The following is a 19152-nucleotide window of genomic DNA, read 5'->3' as shown; positions in this document are numbered from 1 at the left end:
GTGGTGGGCATGACCCGTCGGGGCAGGCCGCCCAAGGGCGCCGCCGTGCTGTCGCGCGCGGCGGTCGTGGCGGCGACGTTGCAGGTCCTGGACGCGGAGGGGACGGCGGCCGTGGGCATGCGGTCGGTCGCGCGCGTCCTCGGGGTCGACCCGAAGAGCCTCTACAACCACGTGGCCGGCAAGGACGACCTCCTCGACGCGGTCGCCGAGCACCTGCTGGCCGGTCTCGCACTGCCCGCACGCACCGGCGACCCCCGCCACGACCTGCACGCCATCGCCGACAGCTTCCGCACGCGGGCCCTGGAGCACCCGCAGGCCGCGCCCCTCGTGCTGACCCGGCAGCTCGGCTCGCTGGAGGGCCTCGCCCCGGTGGACGCGGTGCTGACCGTGCTGCTCGACGCAGGCGCACCGGCCGCGGAGGCCGTCCACCTGCTGCGGATGCTGCTCGCGACGCTGGTCGGCACCCTGCTGCGCGAGGTGGCAGCGGCCCCCGCGTTCGGCGACCCGGACGGCTCCCGCGCGGAGGTGCTCGCCGGCTCCGGTCTGCCCGCCGTGGCGGCGCTCGCCCCGCAGCTCGCGCGGTTCGACCGGCGCGCCGAGTTCGACTACGGCGTGATGCTCGCCGTCACGGCCGTGCTCGACCGCATCGCCGATCTTCGACAGGCGAGTTGATCAGAACAGCAGCAGACTCCTGCGCGTGAACTCTCGACGCTGGCCGGTGGTGGCGGTCTCAGGTTTCGTGGTGGCGGCGGTCGTCTACGTGCTCGCCGTGCTGACCAGAGCCGGTCAGACCATCGAGAACGCCGCCCTGCGCGGCGCCGACCAGGACGACGTGTCCGAAACGGACGCCGCCTGGCAGGCGCTGGGGGACATCACCGTCTACTCGCTCGCGGCGGCCGTCGTGGCCGTGGCGCTCGTCGGGGTCCTGCGCAAGCGCTGGGACCTGGCCGTCGCCGCCGTCGGGGTGATCGTCGCCGGGCAGGCCGTGGTGCAGGTGCTCAAGCGGTTCGTGCTGCCGCGGCCGGCGCTGGTGCAGGTCACCGGCGACTACGCGCACAACAGCCTGCCCAGCGGGCACACGACGATCGCCATGACGGTGCTGTTCGCGGCGGTGATCGTGGTGCCGTACCGGTGGCGGGGCGTGATGCTGTTCTTCGTCCTGCCGTGGGCGGTCGGCATCGGGCAGTACACGCTGGTCGCGAAGTGGCACCGGCTCAGCGACACGCTGGCCGCGGACGCGATCGCGCTGGCGGTCGCGGCGCTGGCGTCCTGGTGGCTCGCCCGCAGGGGAGCACTCGAACGGTATGAGGGGCCCAGCAAGAAACCACGTGTGGTGCTGATCGTGTTCTGGGCGCTGGGCGGCCTGGTGTCGCTCGTGCTCGGCGTGTTCCTGTGGGTGGTGCCGCTGGCCAGGGAGGGGCTCGGCGCGGACGAGTGGGTGATCTACCTGGGCGCGGGGTCGCTCGCGTCGGCCGGGTCGGTCGCGGCGGCGCTCGCGTTCCTGGCCTGCTGGCGGCGCGTCTGCTGACCGCCGGGCAACCAGTTGATCTCCAGCGCGTCCTGGTGGGCGAGGGGTTACGTGGAAAGGGGACAATGCGTTGGGAGTCAACCGTCGGGTAGCGCTGGCGTTGGGGGCGGGGGCCGCACTGGCCGTCGCGGTGCCCGCGCAGGCGCAGGCCTCACCGATCACCGGCCGGCTGCGGGACCTGGAACGGCAGCACGGTGCCCGGCTGGGCGTCTTCGCGAGCGACACGGGAACCGGCAGGACGGTCCTGCACCGGTCGAACGAGCGCTTCCCGATCTGCTCGGTGTTCAAGACGCTCGTCGCGGGGGCGGTGCTGCGGCGCGACCAGGACGGCGCGCTGCTCGGGAAGGTCGTCCGCTACACCTCCGCGGAGGTCGAGAAGTCCGGCTACGGGCCCATCACCGGCAAGCCGGAGAACCTCGCGAACGGCATGACCGTCAGGGCCCTGTGCGAGGCCACCATCACCTACAGCGACAACGCCGCGGCCAACCTCCTGCTGCGCGAGCTGGGCGGCCCGAGCGCCGTCACCCGGTTCTGCCGTTCGATCGGCGACCCGGTCACGCGCCTGGACCGCTGGGAGCCCGAGCTCAACTCCGCCGAACCGTGGCAGGAGCTCGACACGACCTCGCCGCGGGCGATCGGCCAGTCCTACGCCCGCCTGACCGTCGGCCACGCGCTCGAACGGCCGGACGCCCGCCAGCTGACCGACTGGCTGCTCGCCAACACCACCGGCGCCAACCGCATCCGCGCCGGCCTGCCCGGTGAGTGGCGGCTCGGCGACAAGACCGGCACCGGCAGCTACGGCACCACCAACGACGTCGGCATCGCCTGGCCGCCCGGCCGCGCGCCGATCGTGATCGCCGTGCTGGTCACCAAGCCGGAGGACCCGAAGGCCGGGGCGGACGAGCCGCTGGTGGCCCAGGTGGCGGGACTGGTCGCGGACGCGTTCAGCTGACCGGCCGCGGTTCGGTGAACCCAGGGTGGCGCGGAGCCGTTCGTTCCGCGCCACCCCGCTGCTCGGGCAGCTGTCAGAGGGCTGATCGGCCGCTGGTCCGGTCCGACCGCATCCGCTACGGTCCAACATGAACCTCGTTCATGTTCGGCAAAGGCGGCGGCGATGCGGCGATCGGTTCTCCTGGCTGTGCTGTTCCTGTTCTCCTCCCTGGTCACGCCCGTGCGCGCGGAGTCGTTCGACGGCACCGAGCTGCGCGTCTCCGGCGGGGTCCTGCGCGACGAGCACGGCCGCGAGGTGGTGTTGCGCGGCTTCAACGTCTCCGGCACGGCCAAGCTCGCCGAGCACCGCGGCCTGCCGTTCGCCACCACCGCGGACGCGCGCCGGTCCGCCGAGCTGATGAAGCGGCTGACCGGGGCGAACGCCGTGCGGTTCCTGCTCACCTGGGCGTGGGTCGAACCGCAGCGCGGCCGGATCGACCACGGCTACCTGCAGCGGATGACCGAGCAGCTGCGCGCGTTCACCGGCCAGGGCCTCCGGGTCTACCTCGACTTCCACCAGGACCTGTACTCGCGGTACCTGTTCAACCCCGGCAGCTGGTACACCGGCGACGGCGCACCGGCGTGGGCCGCGAGCGGGTACCCGCAGGAGTCGTGCGGCCTCTGCTTCCACTGGGGGCAGAACATGAAGAACAACACCGCGGTCACCGCAGCCACCCACGACTTCTGGCACAACCGCAACGGTGTGCAGGACTCGTTCATCGCAGCCGCGGGCGAGGCGTTGCGACACGTGCGGGAAGCGTTGCCCGCCGCCGAGTTCAAGCTCGTCGCCGGCGTCGACCCGCTCAACGAGCCGTACGCCGGCCGGTACGACCAGGGCCAGACCTCGCAGACGTGGGAGCGCGACCTCCTGATGCCGTTCTACCGCCGGTTCCGCGCGGAGATGGACGCCGAGGGCTGGGCGCACAAGGCGGCGTTCGTCGAACCGCTCGTGTTCTGGAACCAGAACGTCGACTTCTTCGCCGAACCCGGCGGTCTCACGCTCGTGCCCGCCCTCGGTGAGCGGTTCGTGTTCAACTCGCACTTCTACGACGGCAAAGCGCAGTCCGGCGTCCTCATGCCCGGCAAGGCGTCGGACGGCCAGTACGTCGCGGCGTTCAACACCATCCGCTCCCGCGCGCACGCGCTCGGCACCACGGCCATCGTGTCGGAGTTCGGGCACCCGGTCGCCGGCTTCACCTCCGACAAGAACGCCTCGGTGCTCAAGGCGATGTACCAGGCCCTCGACTCGACCGCGGCGGGCGCGCAGTGGTGGTCGGCGCCGCGCGGCACCGTGGTCTCGGGCAGCCAGTGGCACTGGGACATCAACTACGACCGCCACCACGAGCTGATGAACGACAACCCGGACAAGGTCAAGACCGAGGGCGACGCCATGAACGACGAGCACTTCTCGGCGATCAGGCTCGACGCGGCCGGCACCCCGGTGTTCACCGTCGACCGCGCGGTCGTGGACCGCGTCTACCCGCAGGCCGTCGCGGGCACCACGCTCGCGTTCACCTACGAGGACCGCGTGCACCAGACGTGGCAGCAGATCCCGTTGCCCGCCGTGCGCGCGCTGGTCGGCTCGGCGCCGTTCGCGGTCCTGGTCTGGGACTCGACCGGCGGCCCCGCACCGACGGAGGTGCACCTGCCGGAGTCGCTGCGCTCGCCGCTCGTGGTCAGCTCCGCGAACGCCGCGGTGAACGGGGACGAGCTGCTCCTCACCGGCGGCCCCGGACGGCAGTTCGCACTGGTCACGGCCCCGTCGGCGGGCAACGCGGCCGCAGCGGAGGCCGAGCTCCGCCAGTGGCACGTAAGCTGGTGACGTGCGGACACGGCCCACGCTGACCTGGTCGCCTTCGGGCCCTCCGTTGCCGCGCACCTTCGACCTCACCGAGGTCGTGGGTCTCGTCGAACGCGGCGGGGTCCTGGTGCTCAGCGGCGCGGGCCTGTCGACCGAGTCCGGCATCCCCGACTACCGCGGCGAGGGCGGCTCCCTGCGCCGGCACACCCCGATGACCTACGAGGAGTTCACCACCAGCGCCGCGGGCCGCCAGCGCTACTGGGCGCGCAGCCACGTCGGCTGGCGCACCATCGCCCGCGCCCACCCCAACGCGGGCCACCACGCCGTGACCCGGCTGGACGAGCGGCTGTCCGGCGTGATCACCCAGAACGTCGACGGCCTGCACCAGGCGGCGGGCACCCGCGACGTCGTCGAGCTGCACGGCGGCCTGGACCGGGTGGTCTGCCTGGGCTGCGGCCTGCTGTCGCCGCGCGCCGAGCTCGACCGGCGGCTGCGCGAGGCGAACCCGGACTTCGCCGCCACCACGACCGAGATCAACCCCGACGGCGACGTGTTCCTGCCCGAGGAGCAGGTGCGCGGCTTCGCGGTCGTCGACTGCTCGGCGTGCGGCGGTGTGCTCAAGCCGGACGTCGTGTTCTTCGGCGAGAACGTCCCGCGCCCGCGCGTCGAGCAGTGCTACGACCTCGTCGCCGGCGCGAAGTCGCTGCTGGTGCTGGGTTCCTCGCTGACCGTGATGTCGGGCCTGCGGTTCGTCCGCCGCGCAGCCGAAACCGGGCTGCCGGTCGCGATCATCAACCGCGGCGAGACCCGCGGCGACCGGTACGCCACCGTGCGGGTAGACCTGCCGCTGGGCGCAGCGCTCACCGAGCTCGCCGACGCGGTGGGGCGCCTAGCCCTGTGACCGGAAGCGGTCGAGCACCCGGCGTTCGCGCTTCGTCGGCCGCCCGGCACCGCGTTCGCGCTGTGCCACCACCGGCACGTCCTTCGGCGGAGGCGGTGTGCGGTCGATGAAGCACGTCGAGGCATCCGCGGCACCGACCCGTTTCTGGATCACCCGCACGACCTCGACGATCTTCGTCCGGTCGCCCACGCGGGCCCGCACCTCGTCACCGGGCACGACGATCGTGGAGGGCTTGGCCGGCTTGTCGTTGATGCGCACGTGCCCGCCACGGCACGCGGCGGCGGCGTCGGGACGGGTCTTCGTCAGCCGGACCGCCCACAGCCAGCGGTCGATGCGCGTGGACTCCACCCCGCCATCATGGCATCCCGGCCGATCCGATGTGCGCGGTCCGCTCCCCGCCCGCCGGCCGGGAGGTCAGGACCGGACGGCCGCCGCCTGTGAGTCCACAGTGGACTGAAGTCCGAACATCCGTGCCAGACCGGAGATCTCCAGCACCTTCAGCACCTGCGGCGAGGCCTCCGAGATCCGCAGCCCGCCGGCCGCCGAGGACGCCCGCGCGTGCCCGCGGACGAGGGCGCTCACCCCGCTGGAGTCGCAGAACTCGACGCCGCCGAGGTCCAGCACCAGCCGCCGGTGACCCTGGTCGAGGAGCCGGTCGAGCCGGGACAGCAGGCGTTCCGCGCCGTTCTTGTCGAGCACTCCGGCCACCGTGAGCAGCGTGGAGACGCCGGACGACGCCGTGGTCGTGACAGAGAGCATTCTTGTGGGTACCCCGTACCGCGGGCTCCGAATCCCCATTCACCGGAAAGATTCCAGGCCGCCCGGCGTGGCTGTCGGAAGATCCTTTCGAAAAAATCATTCCGACCGCCTCGTATCCGCTGCGTGACGACGTTTTGGGTTTCCTCGAAAGCTTCGACGGTGTTTTCCACCGTCTGGAGACTGGCGTTGGGGCAGGTGCTTGTTGGGGAGAACAGGTCGCCTGGATCAGGGGAACACAGGGGGACACATGAAAAGGCATTCGCGCGACAGTTTCTTCGTCGTGGGCGAAGGTGTGCTGGAATTCGGCGAGAACGGCGAGGCCGCCACCCGCCGGCCCTCCACGACGGAGGAGCTGCGGCGGTTCCGGTTCTCGCGCCTGGGGCCCAAGGGCACCGGGACGAGCGAGGAGCTGCGGGTGGCGCTCGCGACCGCGATGGCGCCCGGCCCGGCCGTGGCGCAGCCCGACTCGGAGGACCCGGCCGTGCCGGCGGGGTTCACCTACCTCGGGCAGTTCGTGGACCACGACCTCACGATGGACCGCACCGAGGCGCAACTGGGCAGCGAGGTCAACCTCGACGAGCTGCTGCAGGGCCGCTCGCCGGCGCTCGACCTCGACTCGGTCTACGGGCGGGGGCCGCGTGACCGCGACGACCGGGTGTTCTACGCCGAGGACGGGGTGAAGCTCAAGGTCGGCACCACGACGCCGGTGCCGTTCCCGGACGAGGGCACCAACGTGCCGTTCGAGGGCTTCGACCTGCCGCGCCGCGGCGGGGACGCGGGCACGGCGGCGGACCGGCGGCTGCCGCTGATCCCGGACGCGCGCAACGACGAGAACCTGGTGGTGGCGCAGACGCACCTGGCGTTCATCCGCTTCCACAACCGGGTGGTCGACGAGCTCGCGCTCACCGGCCTGACCGGGGAGCGGTTGTTCCGCGCGGCCAAGGAGCTGGTGGTGCGGCACTACCAGTACATGCTGAAGACGGACTTCCTGCCGCGCATCGTCGACCCGGCGATCGTGGACGACGTCTTCACCAACGGCCGCCGGTTCTTCGAGGTGCCCGGCCGCTGCCACGGCCGCGACAACACGCCGACGATGCCGATCGAGTTCTCGGTCGCGTCGTACCGGCTGGGGCACAGCATGATCCGCGGCGCCTACCAGTGGAACCGGGTGTTCAACTCGACCGGTCCCGGCGGGATCGCGACGCTGTTCGCGCTGTTCACGTTCACCGGCGTGGCGGGCAACTTCGACCCGAGCTCGCAGACGCCCGCCGACCTCGACGACGTCGACCGGGGCCCGATCTTCACGTTGCCCAGCAACTGGATCGCGGACTTCCGGCGGCTCTACGACTTCGCCGAGGCCGGACGCGACGACCTGGTGCCGCCCGCGGAGATCGGTGGCGGCAACGTCGCGAAGGAGATCGACACGCTGCTGGTCAACCCGCTCACCGCACTGCCGGCGGGCACGTTCGGCGGCCGCGGCACGCAGTTCCGGGACGTCGAGCGCAACCTCGCGTTCCGGAACCTGACCCGCGCCGGCATGATGGACCTCGCGAGCGGCCAGCAGATGGCCGGGCTCATGGGCGTCGAACCGCTCACCGCCGAGCAGCTCCTGACCGGCGGACCGGGAGGCGTGTCGCTCGACGCGCTGACCGACGAGCAGAAGGCGGAGCTCGTCGAGGCGACGCCGCTGTGGTTCTACGTGCTGCGCGAGGCGGAGCTGAACAGCGGGCGGCTGGGACCCGTCGGCGGCCGCATCACCGCCGAGGTGTTCCACCGGGCCATCGAGGGCAGCCGGATCTCGATCGTGCGCTCGCCGTACTGGCGGCCCACGCTCGGACCGGACAGCTCGACGTTCCGGATGGTCGACCTGCTGCTGTTCGCGTTCGAGGGCAAGGCGGACCTGCTGAACCCGCTGGGCGACCCGGTCGCCGGGCCGGCCGGCGCCTGATCCCCCTCGTTCCTCCTGTCTGGCCGGGTGGTGGCAGCCAGACAGGAGAGGGAGATCGATGTTGCGTCCAGGAATGACCCGCCGGCACAGCGCGGAGGAAAGGCTCACCCGGTTCGCGGGTGAGGCCGGCACACCGCTGCTGCGCATCGGACTGGGGATCGTGTACCTCTGGTTCGGCGTGCTGAAGCTCTTCCCCGGTGGCAGTCCCGCACAGGACCTCGTCGAACGCACGGTGTCCGCACTGACGTTCGGGATCGTCCACGGGGACCTCGCGAGGGTGACGGCCGCCCTCACGGAGATCGCGATCGCGCTGGTGCTGCTGAGCTTCCGCGTTCCCCTCGTGAGCGCGGCACTGCTCGTCGGTCACGTCGTCGTGGTGTCGACACCGCTGGTGCTCTTCCCCGCGGAGATGTGGGCGGGACCGGTGCAGCCGACGTTCGAGGCCCAGTACGTCCTCAAGAACCTGGTGACCGTCGCCGCCGCGGTGGTCATCGCCTCATCGCACTCGCGGGTGCGGTGACGCGGAGCCGCTCGGCCGCAGGGGCCGGGCGGCTCCGCGCGTTGCGGGCCGGGGACTGCTTTGCGGCGATCGGACGCGCGCGCCGGCGTTTTGTGCAAGAGTCTGCGGTCATGGGCAAAGTGCTGGGGGCACTGGTCGGACTGCTGTTCTGCGCCGCGTGCGCGCCGACGGTGGAGGTCGTGCCGACACCACCGCCGGACCCGCCCGGCCTGACCGTGGCGGTGACCGGGCCGTGCAAGGTCGAGGAGCAGATCCCGGAACCGGTCGTCGAGCAGCCGCCCGCCGCGCCCCTCGACGGGCCGACCGCGGGTGTCGGCCCCGACGTCGCACCGCACAACGCGGAGAACAACAGGTGGAAGCAGCGCAAGTCGCTGCCCGCCGACGGGGTGCAGGCCGGCCGCGACCTGATCAAACGGGTCCTCCCGGTACTCGAACCGATCTGCGCAGCCGGAGACCTGTCCGCCGCCCCCGTCCGCAAGGCGCTCGCCGAGCACCGGCCCCACGTCGAACAGCGGCCGACGCTGGTGTTCTTCTCGATGGAGACCAGGGCGGGACAACGGGTCACGTGCCTGAACGGCGACCTGTCGGCGGGCGTGATCCGGTTGTTCGTGCAGGGCACCACCGGTGAGGGCAGCTGCGTCGAGCCCGTGTCGCACTAGAGCGGACTTCAGACGGCTGCGGTGCCGATCAGGCCGTTGCGCGTGACCAGCGCCCGCAGTTCGTCCTCGCCGAGGTGCTCGGTGTCCGCAGGGCGCCGAGGCAGCACGAGGTACCGCGTCTCGGCGGTCGCGTCCCACACCCGGATCTCGACGTCGTCGGGCGGGACGAACCCGAACTGCGCGAGCACCTCACGCGGGTGCGTGACGACTCGCGAGCGGTAGGCCGGGCTCTTGTACCAGGTGGGCGACGGCCCGAGCAGCGCGATCGGGTAGCACGAGCACAGCGTGCAGACGACCACGTTGTGCACGTCCGGCGTGTTCTCGACGACCTTGAGCGCCTGCACCTGAAGACCACTGCTCATGGACAGGCCGATCGCCGGCAGGGCGGCGTTGGCGTCGTCGAGCAGCCTCGCCTTGAAGTCCTCGTCGACCCACGCCCTGGCGACCACCCGGAACCCGTTGGCCGGCGAGGCGTTCGCCGTGAACGCCTCCAACGCGCGGTCGAGCTCCCGCGCGTCCAGCAACCCCTTCTCCTCCAGCAGCGCTTCGAGCTCGCGCACCTGCGCCGCGATCGGGGCGTCGTCGTGATGGTCAGTCATCGCTGAGGTAGTCCTCCCACAAGGACAGCGTCACCGTGTGATCGCCGTGCCCGAACAACTCCCGCGCCGTGAACCGCACCGCGTACACCGGCTGCGGCGGCACGTCCAACCCCCGCGCCCGGTCATCGGCCAACGGGTGCGCACCCTCACTGCCGACCACCGTCCCCCGCTTGCCGCGCGCGTAGTGCGGCAGCCGCGTGTGGTGGTCCGGGTCCACTGTGGACGTGCGGACGCGCGCGCCCATCCCGTACCGCTCAGCCCCGTGCCGCTCAGACATGGCCCTTCTCCCGCAGCAACGTCCCGATCGCCCGGAACCAGTTCTCGTAGTAGGACGACTCGTGCGACATCGTCCGCTCGACCGCGTCCCGGAACTCGTCGAGGTTGTAGATGCCGCGCCCGATCAGCGACCGGTTCATGGCGAGCACGTGGGCCTCCCAGTCGTGGTGGAACGGCGGTTCGTCCAGTTCCTCCTCGACGGGGCCGAACGTGGTCTGGCCGCCGACGTCGTTGAGCCTCGGCATCTGTGCTCCCTCCTGGGCTTGGGGGCGATTCTGCGCTGTTGGAGTCGTGTTGGGGAAGTGGGAGCTGTGTCGAGCGAGGTGACACCCGCTCACGCCGGATGGCGCGCAATCAGCACCAGCGCATCCAGCACCCGCCACCAGTCCTGCTCACCGCCGTCCACCACCCGCGCAAGCCCCGCCAACGCCGTGATCACGTCGCCCGGATCGGCGTCGAGCTCGGCCACCGCCCGCCGGAACCGCTCGGTGCGCCGCAACCGGACCAGTGACGGCGGCAGGGCGGCCGGCCCCGGAACTGCCGGGTCCGGGGCGCCGAACTCGATCCGCAGCGTGGTGCCCAGTGCCGTGGCCAGCCGGGTCAGCGCGCCGGCTGTGGGGTTGCCGCGGTCGTTCTCCAGGTTCGCGATGTAGGGCACCGAGAGGCCGGCGTCGGCGGCCACCGACGCGACCGTGCGGCCGGTGGCCTGGCGAAGGGCGCGCAGGGTTGAGCCCAACGACTCCGGCGAGTCCGCGGAAGAAGCGTTCACACTGCCTATCTTGACAGAACACTCCAAGACTGTCTCTATCTTGTGAGTATGAGCGCCTGGGGGCTTCGGGATTTCCGGCTGTTGTGGGGTGGGCGTGCGGTGAGCCTGCTCGGGTCGTGGCTGTTGGTGGTGGCGGTGCCGGCGCACGTGTACGCGGTGACCGGGTCGGTGGTCGCGACCGGGCTGGCGTTGGCGGCGGAGCACCTGCCGGCATTGCTGCTCGGCGTGTGGGCCGGGGTGGTGGTCGACCGGTGGGATCGGCGGCGGGTCATGGTCGTGGCCGATCTTGTGCGGGCCGGTGCGGTTGCGGGGATGGTGGTGGGCACGCCGGCCGCGATCTACGTGGCGGTGGTCGTGGAAAGTGCCGGGGCGGTGGCCTTTCGGCCTGCGGCGCAGGCCTTCGTGCCGGCGGTGGTCGGGGTGGGGGAGCGGCTGACGAGTGCCAACTCGTGGAACGCCGCCACCGACGGCGTCGTGCGGTTGGTGGGGCCGCCGTTGGGTGGGGTGTTGCTGGTGTGGGCCGGGTTCGAGGCGTTGGTGGTCGTCGACGTCGCCAGTTACCTGGTGTCGGCGGGTGCGATCGCGTTGACGAGGGCGCGGTCGGTGGCAGGGGTGGCGAAGCCTGGGCTGCGGGAGGGGATCAGGGTGCTCGCCGGGGTGCCGGTGGCGCGGGTGCTGTTGCCGTTGAGCGGGGTGTTCCTCGCGGCGAACGCGTCGTTGTCGGCGGTGCTGGTGCCGTTCGGGGTGCGGGAGCTGGGAGGTGCGGCGCAGGTCGGGGTGGTGTTGTCGGCGCTGGGGATCGGGTTCCTCGCCGGAGCGGTGGTCAACCGGTGGGTGGGCCGGGTGCAGCCGCGGACGGTGCTGGCGGTGGCGCAGCTCGGGGTTGCGGCGGGGTTCGTCGGGTTGTTCACGGCGGGCGGGACGGTGGGCGCGGCCGGGGCGGCGGTGGTGGTCGGGGTGTGCGGGTCGGTGGCGCTGGTCGTGCCGCAGACGGTGCTGCAACGGGTCGTGCCCAACGGGTTCCTCGGGCGGATCGGCGCCGTTTTCCTGGTGGTGGAAGCGTTTGCGACGGTCGTGGGTGCGGTCGCGGGGCCGTTGATCGCCGAGGGCACGTCCGTGCGGACGGCGGCGTTCGTGGCGGCCGGGGTCACGGCGGCCGGCGCGGTTGCCGGTGCGGTCGCGACACCGCGGGTTATGCTCCCGGCAAACGGTCAAACGATCAGAGAAGTGGCGCGGTAGGAGGCCCATGCGCGAGGTCGGCGAAGTGCGCAGGCAGCGAATCCTGGCCGTGGTCGCCTCACGCGGTGCGGTGCGGGTGAGCGACCTCGCGACCGAACTGGACGTCTCGGTCGTCACCGTGCGGCGCGACGTCGAGGAGCTCGCGCAGAGCGGGCGGCTGCGACGCGGGCACGGCGTGGTGCGGTCACTGGTGCCGGTCGCGCAGCCGGTGGTGCACCAGCAGGTCAACGGCGCGGTCGCGCTGGTCGTCCCGGAACGGCACACCTACCTGTACGAGACGATGAACGGTGCCCGCAAAGCCCTCGAAGAGGCCGGCCTGCGGGTGGTGCTGCACATCGCGCCGCAGGTCAGGGGCGCGGAGCGGCCGATCGTCGAACGGGCGCTGCAGGAACCCGTGCAGGGCCTGCTGATCGCTCCGCGGTGGCGGACGCACGAGGAGGAGCTCGCTGACTCGTGGCTGGCCGGCACCGGCGTGCCGACCGTCCTCATGGAACGGCGGCCGGGCGGGGCGCTGCGGGCCATGAGCTCGGTGTGCTCGGACCACTGGTACGGCATGCAGCTCGCCGTCGAGCACCTCAGGGCGCTCGGGCACCGGCGGGTCGTCTTGGCGGCGCGGGACGACAGCCCGACGGCGCGGGCGTTGCGGAAAGCGTTTGCCGAGATCACCCGCGAGGGGCTCGACCTGGCGGTCGCGATGGGCAGCGACCCCGGGCTCGGCCTGGTGGAGGTCGTGAAGGCCCGCAAGGCGACCGCGATGGTCCTGCACGGTGACGTGGACGCGCTGATCCTGGTTCAACAGCTGGTCGACGCCGGGGTGAGCGTGCCGGGCGGGGTCTCCGTCGTCGCCTACGACGACGTGGTCGCGGCGCTCGGCAGCATCCCGCTCACCGCCGTCGCGCCACCGAAGACCGAGGTCGGGCGGGTGGCCGCCGAGCTGCTGCTGAGGAAGCTGCGCGGGGAGAGCACGACCGGCGAACGGATCGAGCTGCTGCCCGAGTTGAAGGTCCGGTCATCGACTGAGCGTTTGACCGTTTCTTGACGCAAAAGCGATCAGGCGATCAGGATGCGTCGTATGCGCCTGAGTCGTCGCACGCTCCTCGCGGCGGGTCTCGCGGCACCACTGGCGGCCTGCTCCACTCCGCAACGCCGCGGTGCCGGAGGTCCGGTAGAGATCACTTTCTGGTCGGCACTGCGCGGTAGTCAGCAGGTCGTCGACGCGTTCAACTCCTCGCAGAACCGCATCAGGGTGGTCTTCCAGCAGATCCCCTCCGGCGGTCAGGGCGGCTACGCGAAGCTCAGCAACGCCGCCCGCGCCGGCAACGCGCCCGACGTCGCGACCATCGAGTACCCGCAGGTCCCCGGCTACGCCATCGACGGCGTGGCCCGCGACATCACCGACCTCGTCACCGACCGCGTCAAGCGGAAGCTGCTGCCCCAGGCCCTCAAGCTCACCACGTTCGACGGCCGCGTGTTCAGCGTTCCCCTCGACGTCGAGCCGATGGTCCTGCACTACCGCGCCGACCTGTTCGCGGAAAGCGGTTACCAGCCGCCGCGGGACTGGGACGAGTTCACCGCACTGGCGCGGAAGGTCAGGGCCGGCCACCCGCACCGCCGGCTCGCGCTCTTCCCCACCGACGGCGCGACGCAGTTCGCCTGCTTCGCCTGGCAGGCCGGTGCGAAGTGGTTCGACACCAGCGCGGGCAGGTGGCAGGTCAGCCTCGCCGACGGCCCCACCCGCAAGGTCGCCGGCTACTGGCAGGGCCTCATCGACGAGGACCTCGTCTTCCGCAACGCCGCCGACAGCAAGCAGCACGACGCCCAGCTCGGCCAGGACCTCGTGCTGACGCGGCTCAGCGGCGCCTGGGACGCCGGCGCCCAGATGCGCGCCCGCCCCGGGCAGAAGGGCAAGTGGCGCATCGCCCCCATGCCGGTCTGGGACCGGCCGCACGTCGGCACCCACGGCGGCTCCACGTTCGCGGTCACCAGGGACTGCCGGGAACCCGAGGCCGCCATGGAGTTCATTGAGTGGCAGACCACCCACCCCGACGCGCTCACCGCCCGCCTCAAGAGCGGCACCAGCAGCCAGTACCCGGTGGCACCCGGCCTGGTCGAGGCGGGCGCCAAGGCGTTCCCGAGCGACTACTACGGCGGCCAGGACGTCTACCGGCTCTTCAAGCAGGAAGCCGACAAGATCCTCGACGGCTGGGTGTGGGGCCCGCGGATGACCGCCACCCAGAAGGTCATGCAGGACGGCTTCGCCAGGGCCGGCGCCGGCGAGGGCACCCTGCTCGACGCCGTCAGGGAAGCGCAGAGCGGCACCATGCCCGACCTCAAGGCGCTCGGACTGTCCACAGAGGAGGTCGACCGGTGAGGAGCAAGCTCGCCTGCGCCGTCCTGATGGCGCCGTTCTTCCTGCTGCTGACCACCGTCTTCCTCATCCCCACCGGCACCGCGGTCTGGCTGAGCTTCTTCGCCCAGGACCAGCCCGGCCTCGGCTTCGGCCCCGAGAGCACCGTGTTCGTCGGCCTGCGCAGCTACGCCGCCGTGCTCAGCGACCCCACCTTCCGCTCCGGTCTGCTCACCGTCGTCCTCTACTGCCTGATCTACCTCCCGGTCATGGTCGTCGGCGCGCTCACCCTCGCGCTCCTGCTCGACTCCGGCGTCGCGAAGCTGCGCGGCTGGGCGCAGATGGGCCTCTACCTGCCGCACGCGGTGCCCGGCATCATCGCCGCGCTGATCTGGCTCTACCTCTACACCCCCGGCCTCAGCCCGATCATCGACCTGTTCGCCCACGCCGACGTCCGGATCAACTTCCTCGGCATCCACACCGTCCTGCCGTCCATCGTGAACATCGCCCTGTGGTCGAACCTCGGCTACAACATGGTGATCTTCTACGCCGCGCTCCAGGCCGTGCCGCGCGAGGTGCTCGAAGCCTCCGTCGTGGACGGCGCCGGACCGGTCAAGCAGGCCATCCGGATCAAGACACCGCTGGTCAAGGCCGCGATCGTGACCGTCTCGATGTTCACGCTCATCTGGGCGTTGCAGCTGTTCACCGAACCGGTGCTGCTCAGCCAGTCCACCCCGGTGATCAGCGCCCGCTTCTCGCCCAGCATGTACATCTACGACGCCGCCTTCACCCGCAACAACTACGGCCTCGCCGCCGCCGCGTCCGTGGTGCTGCTGGCGTTCACGGTCGCGCTGTCCTACGCCATCACCCGCTGGACCAACAGGAAGGCGGCCCGATGACCCTCCTCGGCCGCACCGCGGTCAACGCCGTCGTCGGCATCTCGGTCCTCTACACCCTGCTGCCGGTGCTGTGGCTCGTCCTCGCCGCCACGAAGAACGTCGACGCGCTGTTCCAGAGCGACCTGCTCTCGCTCAGCGACTTCTCCTTCGCCGACAACGTGAAGGAGCTCTTCGCGATGGACAGGGGCCTCTACAGCCGCTGGTACCTGAACAGCGTCCTGTACGCGGTCGTCGGTGCCGCCGTCAGCGCGTTCGTCTCCATCGCCGCCGGCTACGCGTTCGACAAGTACGCGTTCCGGCACAAGGAGAAGCTGTTCGCCCTCGTCCTCGCCGCCGTCATGGTGCCGCAGACCGTGCTCGCGCTGCCGCTCTACCTGATGGCGTCCGAGGCCGGGCTGGTCAACACGTTCTGGGCGGTGTTCATCCCGGTGCTGTTCAACCCCTTCGGCGTCTACCTCGGCCGCATCTTCAGCCAGGGCTACGTTCCCGACGAGGTCTTGGAGGCCGCCCGCATCGACGGCGCCGGCGACCTCGGCACCTACTTCAAGGTCGCGCTGCGCATGCTCGGCCCCGGCGCGGTCACGATCTTCCTGTTCCAGCTCACCGCGATCTGGAACAACTTCTTCCTCCCCATGGTCATGCTGTCCGACCAGAAGCTCTACCCGGTCAGCCTCGGCCTCTACCAGTGGAACAGCTCCGCCACCGTCAGCCCCGAGTACTTCCCGGTGGTGATCATGGGATCGCTGCTCGCCGTCCTGCCGCTGATCATCGCCTTCCTGCTGCTGCAACGGTTCTGGCGGGCCGGCCTGACTGCGGGAGCCGTCAAGTGAGGGCCGCGGCCGCGATGTCGGCGCAGGCGCAGGCCGCCGTCCTCGCGCCCGTGCTCGACCGGCTCCGGCAGCTCTGCGACTTCGGGCCGGTCACCGGGGACCTCGACGAGCTGCCCGACGTCGACCTGCTCGTCACCGGCTGGGGCTGCCCGCCGATCACCGAACAGGTGCTGCGCCGGTTGCCGAGCCTGAAGGCGATCGTGCACACCGCCGGGTCCGTCAAGGGCTTCGTCACCGACGCCTGCTGGGACCGCGGCATCGCCGTGTCCAGCGCCGCGCCCGCCAACGCCGTGCCGGTCGCCGAGTACGCGCTCGCCATGATCCTGCTGAGCGGCAAACGCGTGCTCGAACGCGCCCGCGACTACCGCGAGACCGGGCAGATGGGGCTCTACGACGTCCCGGGCACCGTCGGCAACTTCCGCACCACCGTCGGCGTCCTGTCCGCCTCGCTGGTCGGCAGGCGGGTGGTCGAACTGCTGCGCCCGCACGACTTCCACGTCCTGGTGCACGACCCGTTCGTGTCCTGCGTGGACGGTGCCGAGTCCGTGTCGCTCAAGGACCTGTTCCGCCGCAGCGACGTCGTCACCGTGCACACCCCGCTGCTGCCCGAGACCAGGGGACTGGTGAGCCGCGAGCTGCTCGGCCTCCTGCGCGACGACGCAGTGCTCATCAACACCGCCCGCGGCGCCGTGGTCGACCAGGACGCGCTCGCCGACGAGGCCGGCCGCATCCGGGCCGTGCTCGACGTGACCGACCCCGAGGTCCTGCCGCCGGAGCACCCGCTGTGGCGCAACGAGAACGTGCTGATCACCCCGCACCTCGCCGGGTCGCAGGGCAACGAGTGGGGCCGCCTCGCCGAGCACGCCGTCGCCGAGGTCCGCAGGTGGGCGGGCGGCGAACCCTTCGCCACACCGGTACCGGCCGAACGACGGGAGCACATCGCGTGAGCCTCAGCCGCGAGCACTGGGTCCGCACCGCCGACGACCTGCTGGCCGCCGCCTGGCGGCACGCCTCACCCGACAACGCCTTCCTCGACCTGCCCGGACGGCCCTCGCGCAGCGGTGTCCGCTCCGACGGCCTGGAGGGCTACGCGCGGACGTTCCTCGCCGCCGCCTTCCGCACCGCCCACGGCGAGGACCCGGACAACCTGCTGGAGCGCTACGCGGCCGGCCTCACCGCGGGAACGGCGGGGGAGTGGCCCGCGATCACCGACGTCGGTCAGCCGATGGTCGAGTCGGCGTCGGTCGCGCTCGGCCTGCGCCTCACCAAGCCGTGGCTGTGGGACGGGCTGAGCGAAGCCCAGCAGGACCGCGCCGAGGCGTGGCTGCGGGAAGCGCTCCGGCACGTGCCCGCCGCCAACAACTGGTACTTCTTCCCGTACACCGTCGCGTCGTTCCTCGACGCCGTGGGCAGGGGAGACGCCGAGACCCGCCAGGCGCGGCACCGCGCGATGGAGCTGCTCGAAGGCTGGTACGTCGGCGACGGCTGGTACTCCGACGGCGACGGCCGCGCGTTCGACCACTACAACGGCTGGGCGCTGCACCTCTACCCGGCGCTGGACGCGCACCTCGGCGGCACACCGGTCACCACCCACCTCGGGGAGCACCTGGAGAGCTTCGCCCTGCTGTTCGGCGCGGACGGCGCCCCTGTCTACTTCGGACGGTCGCTCACCTACCGCTTCGCCGCCTCGGCCGCGATCGCCCTCGGCGCGGTCACCGGCGAGACGCCGCTGAGCCCAGGCCGGTCCCGCGACCTGATCGGCCGGAACCTCCGCTACTTCCTCGACCGCGGCGCCCTCACCGACGGCCTGCTCAGCCTCGGCTGGCACGGCCCGCACGAGGCGTCGCTGCAGCCCTACTCCGGTCCCGCCTCCCCGTACTGGGCCAGCAAGGCGTTCGTCTGCCTGCTCGCCGGACCGGACCACCCGCTGTGGACCGCACCGGAGGAGCAGGCCGACGAGGAGGACCGCGTGCTCGCACTCCCGGGACCGGGGCTGCTCGTCCAGCGGCACAACGGCATCACCCGGCTGCACAACCACGGCAGCGACCACGTCCGCCCGTTCGAGGGCGAGCACGCGACCGACGACGACCCGCTCTACGGCCGCTTCGCCTACTCGACCGCCACGGGCCCGACCGCGCGGCACAACACCGCCGACAACCACCTCTGCCTCACGGTCAACGGCGACCGCAGCGTCCGCCGCCGCATCCAGCCGCTCGGCGCACGGGACAACTGGGCCGCCTCCGCGCACCGCCCGGTGTTCGACGCGCACCAGCCGATGGTGCCCGGCCTGCGGGTCGAGAGCGTCACCGCCGTGTGGGACGACCAGGAGCTGCGCATCCACCGGGTGGTCGGCGCCCCGCCCGGCACCCGCGCCGAGCTCACCGGCTGGGCCACCGACCTGCCGTCCGCGCTCGTCCCGGTCGCCGGATGGACCGGCACCGCACGGCACAAAGCACCGCAGGGCACCGCGTTCACCGCCGCCCCGGTGGTCCCGGCGCTGACCGCGGACGTCCAGGGCACCGTCACGCTGGTGGCCGTCGCCGTGCTCAACGGCGCGGTCGACGAGACCGCGGACTGGCGGGCCAGGGCCGAGGAGGTCCTGCGGCAGAGCCTCGACGCGCCGCGCGGCCCGTCAGGGGAGCCGCGCTGAGGCGACACCGGGCTCGTCGAAGAACGACAGCACGCGCGCGTCCGGTGCCAGCCAGGGCCGCACCAGCTCGTGCGCACGGCCGGGGTCGCGGTGGAACAACCCGACCCTGACCGCGAAGACCAGGTCGAACCGGCGGTCGCCGAGGTCCGCGTCCTCCAGCGAGGCGATCAGGAACTCGGCCCTGCCGGACGCGACGTGCGCCGCGTTGCGCCGGGTCGCGGCCTCCACCATCTTCACCGACCGGTCGATCGCCGTGAGCGTCCCGGTGGACAGCAGCTCGCACACCAGCCCGGCGGCCACGCCCTGGCCGCAGCCGACCTCCAGCACCCGGTCGCGGGGCCGGACGCCGAGCCGGCCGACCACCCGGCGCAGACGCTCGCTCATGGTCCACATGATGCGGCAGCGCGGCGGGCGGGGCCACCGCCGCGACCCGGCGG

22 protein-coding genes are annotated in these 19152 nt (G+C 71.7%); 15 read left to right on the top strand and 7 right to left on the bottom strand.

What is annotated here, in order from left to right; genetic code table 11:
• Positions 1-9: 9 nt before the first annotated feature.
• The 5 genes from ACZ7CF_RS03345 to ACZ7CF_RS03325 all read left to right on the top strand — a co-directional run bounded on the left by ACZ7CF_RS03345 (position 10) and on the right by ACZ7CF_RS03325 (position 5220).
• Positions 10-672: a TetR/AcrR family transcriptional regulator gene (locus tag ACZ7CF_RS03345; RefSeq protein ID WP_360402159.1), complete on the top strand. Its 663-nt coding sequence runs from the start codon at positions 10-12 to the stop codon at positions 670-672.
• Between the two features lie 25 nt (positions 673-697).
• Complete coding sequence (locus ACZ7CF_RS03340) at positions 698-1528, top strand: phosphatase PAP2 family protein (RefSeq protein ID WP_470368688.1); 831 nt, start codon at positions 698-700, stop codon at positions 1526-1528.
• A 94-nt stretch (positions 1529-1622) separates the two neighbouring features.
• Positions 1623-2480 carry a class A beta-lactamase gene (gene bla, locus ACZ7CF_RS03335; protein WP_470368894.1) on the top strand — a complete coding sequence of 286 codons (858 nt, stop codon included), beginning with the start codon at positions 1623-1625 and terminating at the stop codon, positions 2478-2480.
• A gap of 162 nt (positions 2481-2642) precedes the next feature.
• Complete coding sequence (locus ACZ7CF_RS03330) at positions 2643-4340, top strand: cellulase family glycosylhydrolase (protein WP_470368687.1); 1698 nt, start codon at positions 2643-2645, stop codon at positions 4338-4340.
• A gap of 1 nt (position 4341) precedes the next feature.
• Positions 4342-5220, top strand: a complete 879-nt coding sequence (locus tag ACZ7CF_RS03325; protein ID WP_470368686.1) for an NAD-dependent protein deacetylase — start codon at positions 4342-4344, stop codon at positions 5218-5220.
• Here ACZ7CF_RS03325 and ACZ7CF_RS03320 read toward each other — a convergent pair.
• Positions 5209-5568 (bottom strand): RNA-binding S4 domain-containing protein, encoded by a 360-nt coding sequence (locus ACZ7CF_RS03320; RefSeq protein ID WP_470368685.1) that lies wholly within the window; start codon positions 5566-5568, stop codon positions 5209-5211. The genes ACZ7CF_RS03325 and ACZ7CF_RS03320 overlap by 12 nt on opposite strands.
• 66 nt (positions 5569-5634) lie before the next feature.
• Positions 5635-5979 (bottom strand): STAS domain-containing protein, encoded by a 345-nt coding sequence (locus ACZ7CF_RS03315; RefSeq protein ID WP_470368684.1) that lies wholly within the window; start codon positions 5977-5979, stop codon positions 5635-5637.
• A gap of 280 nt (positions 5980-6259) precedes the next feature.
• Between ACZ7CF_RS03315 and ACZ7CF_RS03310 the strand changes: the two genes are divergently transcribed.
• From ACZ7CF_RS03310 to ACZ7CF_RS03300, 3 genes are all read left to right on the top strand, one after another.
• Positions 6260-7927 carry a peroxidase family protein gene (locus tag ACZ7CF_RS03310; RefSeq protein ID WP_470368683.1) on the top strand — a complete coding sequence of 556 codons (1668 nt, stop codon included), beginning with the start codon at positions 6260-6262 and terminating at the stop codon, positions 7925-7927.
• Between the two features lie 58 nt (positions 7928-7985).
• Positions 7986-8447 (top strand): hypothetical protein, encoded by a 462-nt coding sequence (locus tag ACZ7CF_RS03305; protein WP_360398757.1) that lies wholly within the window; start codon positions 7986-7988, stop codon positions 8445-8447.
• 110 nt (positions 8448-8557) lie between these two features.
• Positions 8558-9106 (top strand): hypothetical protein, encoded by a 549-nt coding sequence (locus ACZ7CF_RS03300; protein ID WP_470368682.1) that lies wholly within the window; start codon positions 8558-8560, stop codon positions 9104-9106.
• 8 nt (positions 9107-9114) lie between these two features.
• Here the strand turns inward: ACZ7CF_RS03300 and ACZ7CF_RS03295 are convergent, their stop codons facing one another.
• The 4 genes from ACZ7CF_RS03295 to ACZ7CF_RS03280 all read right to left on the bottom strand — a co-directional run bounded on the left by ACZ7CF_RS03295 (position 9115) and on the right by ACZ7CF_RS03280 (position 10750).
• On the bottom strand, positions 9115-9705 hold the full coding sequence (locus tag ACZ7CF_RS03295; RefSeq protein ID WP_470368681.1) for a nitrile hydratase subunit alpha: 591 nt from the start codon (positions 9703-9705) through the stop codon (positions 9115-9117).
• Positions 9698-9982 (bottom strand): SH3-like domain-containing protein, encoded by a 285-nt coding sequence (locus tag ACZ7CF_RS03290; protein WP_470368680.1) that lies wholly within the window; start codon positions 9980-9982, stop codon positions 9698-9700. The genes ACZ7CF_RS03295 and ACZ7CF_RS03290 overlap by 8 nt, the downstream gene beginning before the upstream one ends.
• Positions 9975-10226: a hypothetical protein gene (locus ACZ7CF_RS03285; protein WP_360398745.1), complete on the bottom strand. Its 252-nt coding sequence runs from the start codon at positions 10224-10226 to the stop codon at positions 9975-9977. Before ACZ7CF_RS03285 ends, ACZ7CF_RS03290 begins: the two co-directional genes overlap by 8 nt.
• A gap of 89 nt (positions 10227-10315) precedes the next feature.
• Positions 10316-10750, bottom strand: coding sequence for a helix-turn-helix domain-containing protein (locus tag ACZ7CF_RS03280; RefSeq protein WP_470368679.1), 435 nt, complete (start codon positions 10748-10750; stop codon positions 10316-10318).
• 48 nt (positions 10751-10798) lie between these two features.
• Between ACZ7CF_RS03280 and ACZ7CF_RS03275 the strand changes: the two genes are divergently transcribed.
• Genes ACZ7CF_RS03275 through ACZ7CF_RS03245 form a run of 7 tightly spaced genes read left to right on the top strand, consistent with a single transcriptional unit; the run spans position 10799 to position 18715 of the window.
• Entirely contained in the window at positions 10799-11989 is a 1191-nt protein-coding gene (locus ACZ7CF_RS03275; protein ID WP_470368678.1) for an MFS transporter, read from the top strand.
• A gap of 7 nt (positions 11990-11996) precedes the next feature.
• Positions 11997-13028, top strand: a complete 1032-nt coding sequence (locus ACZ7CF_RS03270; protein ID WP_470368677.1) for a substrate-binding domain-containing protein — start codon at positions 11997-11999, stop codon at positions 13026-13028.
• A gap of 33 nt (positions 13029-13061) precedes the next feature.
• A complete protein-coding gene (locus ACZ7CF_RS03265; protein WP_470368676.1) occupies positions 13062-14360 on the top strand; it encodes an ABC transporter substrate-binding protein in 1299 nt (432 codons plus the stop codon).
• Positions 14357-15235, top strand: coding sequence for a carbohydrate ABC transporter permease (locus tag ACZ7CF_RS03260; protein WP_360398730.1), 879 nt, complete (start codon positions 14357-14359; stop codon positions 15233-15235). Before ACZ7CF_RS03265 ends, ACZ7CF_RS03260 begins: the two co-directional genes overlap by 4 nt.
• Positions 15232-16065 carry a carbohydrate ABC transporter permease gene (locus ACZ7CF_RS03255; RefSeq protein ID WP_470368675.1) on the top strand — a complete coding sequence of 278 codons (834 nt, stop codon included), beginning with the start codon at positions 15232-15234 and terminating at the stop codon, positions 16063-16065. Before ACZ7CF_RS03260 ends, ACZ7CF_RS03255 begins: the two co-directional genes overlap by 4 nt.
• Positions 16062-17012, top strand: a complete 951-nt coding sequence (locus ACZ7CF_RS03250) for a hydroxyacid dehydrogenase (protein WP_470368674.1) — start codon at positions 16062-16064, stop codon at positions 17010-17012. The genes ACZ7CF_RS03255 and ACZ7CF_RS03250 overlap by 4 nt, the downstream gene beginning before the upstream one ends.
• On the top strand, positions 17009-18715 hold the full coding sequence (locus ACZ7CF_RS03245; protein WP_470368673.1) for a DUF2264 domain-containing protein: 1707 nt from the start codon (positions 17009-17011) through the stop codon (positions 18713-18715). Before ACZ7CF_RS03250 ends, ACZ7CF_RS03245 begins: the two co-directional genes overlap by 4 nt.
• Here the strand turns inward: ACZ7CF_RS03245 and ACZ7CF_RS03240 are convergent.
• Complete coding sequence (locus ACZ7CF_RS03240) at positions 18698-19099, bottom strand: SAM-dependent methyltransferase (RefSeq protein WP_470368672.1); 402 nt, start codon at positions 19097-19099, stop codon at positions 18698-18700. The genes ACZ7CF_RS03245 and ACZ7CF_RS03240 overlap by 18 nt on opposite strands.
• Positions 19100-19152 lie beyond the last annotated feature (53 nt).

This window comes from Lentzea sp. NPDC036955, from assembly GCF_055608005.1.
The sequence above is the reverse complement of the archived record's forward strand: the minus strand, read 5'-3'. Positions and strand labels throughout refer to the sequence as shown.

Excerpts from the sequence above, each read along its gene's own strand:
- ACZ7CF_RS03330 (WP_470368687.1), top strand. The coding sequence starts at position 2,643 with ATGCGGCGATCGGTTCTCCTGGCTGTGCTGTTCCTGTTCTCCTCCCTG.
- ACZ7CF_RS03290 (WP_470368680.1), bottom strand. The coding sequence starts at position 9,982 with ATGTCTGAGCGGCACGGGGCTGAGCGGTACGGGATGGGCGCGCGCGTC.
- ACZ7CF_RS03300 (WP_470368682.1), top strand. The coding sequence starts at position 8,558 with ATGGGCAAAGTGCTGGGGGCACTGGTCGGACTGCTGTTCTGCGCCGCG.
- ACZ7CF_RS03295 (WP_470368681.1), bottom strand. The coding sequence starts at position 9,705 with ATGACTGACCATCACGACGACGCCCCGATCGCGGCGCAGGTGCGCGAG.
- ACZ7CF_RS03305 (WP_360398757.1), top strand. The coding sequence starts at position 7,986 with ATGTTGCGTCCAGGAATGACCCGCCGGCACAGCGCGGAGGAAAGGCTC.
- ACZ7CF_RS03240 (WP_470368672.1), bottom strand. The coding sequence starts at position 19,099 with ATGAGCGAGCGTCTGCGCCGGGTGGTCGGCCGGCTCGGCGTCCGGCCC.
- ACZ7CF_RS03315 (WP_470368684.1), bottom strand. The coding sequence starts at position 5,979 with ATGCTCTCTGTCACGACCACGGCGTCGTCCGGCGTCTCCACGCTGCTC.
- ACZ7CF_RS03270 (WP_470368677.1), top strand. The coding sequence starts at position 11,997 with ATGCGCGAGGTCGGCGAAGTGCGCAGGCAGCGAATCCTGGCCGTGGTC.
- ACZ7CF_RS03345 (WP_360402159.1), top strand. The coding sequence starts at position 10 with ATGACCCGTCGGGGCAGGCCGCCCAAGGGCGCCGCCGTGCTGTCGCGC.
- ACZ7CF_RS03255 (WP_470368675.1), top strand. The coding sequence starts at position 15,232 with ATGACCCTCCTCGGCCGCACCGCGGTCAACGCCGTCGTCGGCATCTCG.
- ACZ7CF_RS03265 (WP_470368676.1), top strand. The coding sequence starts at position 13,062 with ATGCGCCTGAGTCGTCGCACGCTCCTCGCGGCGGGTCTCGCGGCACCA.
- ACZ7CF_RS03275 (WP_470368678.1), top strand. The coding sequence starts at position 10,799 with ATGAGCGCCTGGGGGCTTCGGGATTTCCGGCTGTTGTGGGGTGGGCGT.
- ACZ7CF_RS03285 (WP_360398745.1), bottom strand. The coding sequence starts at position 10,226 with ATGCCGAGGCTCAACGACGTCGGCGGCCAGACCACGTTCGGCCCCGTC.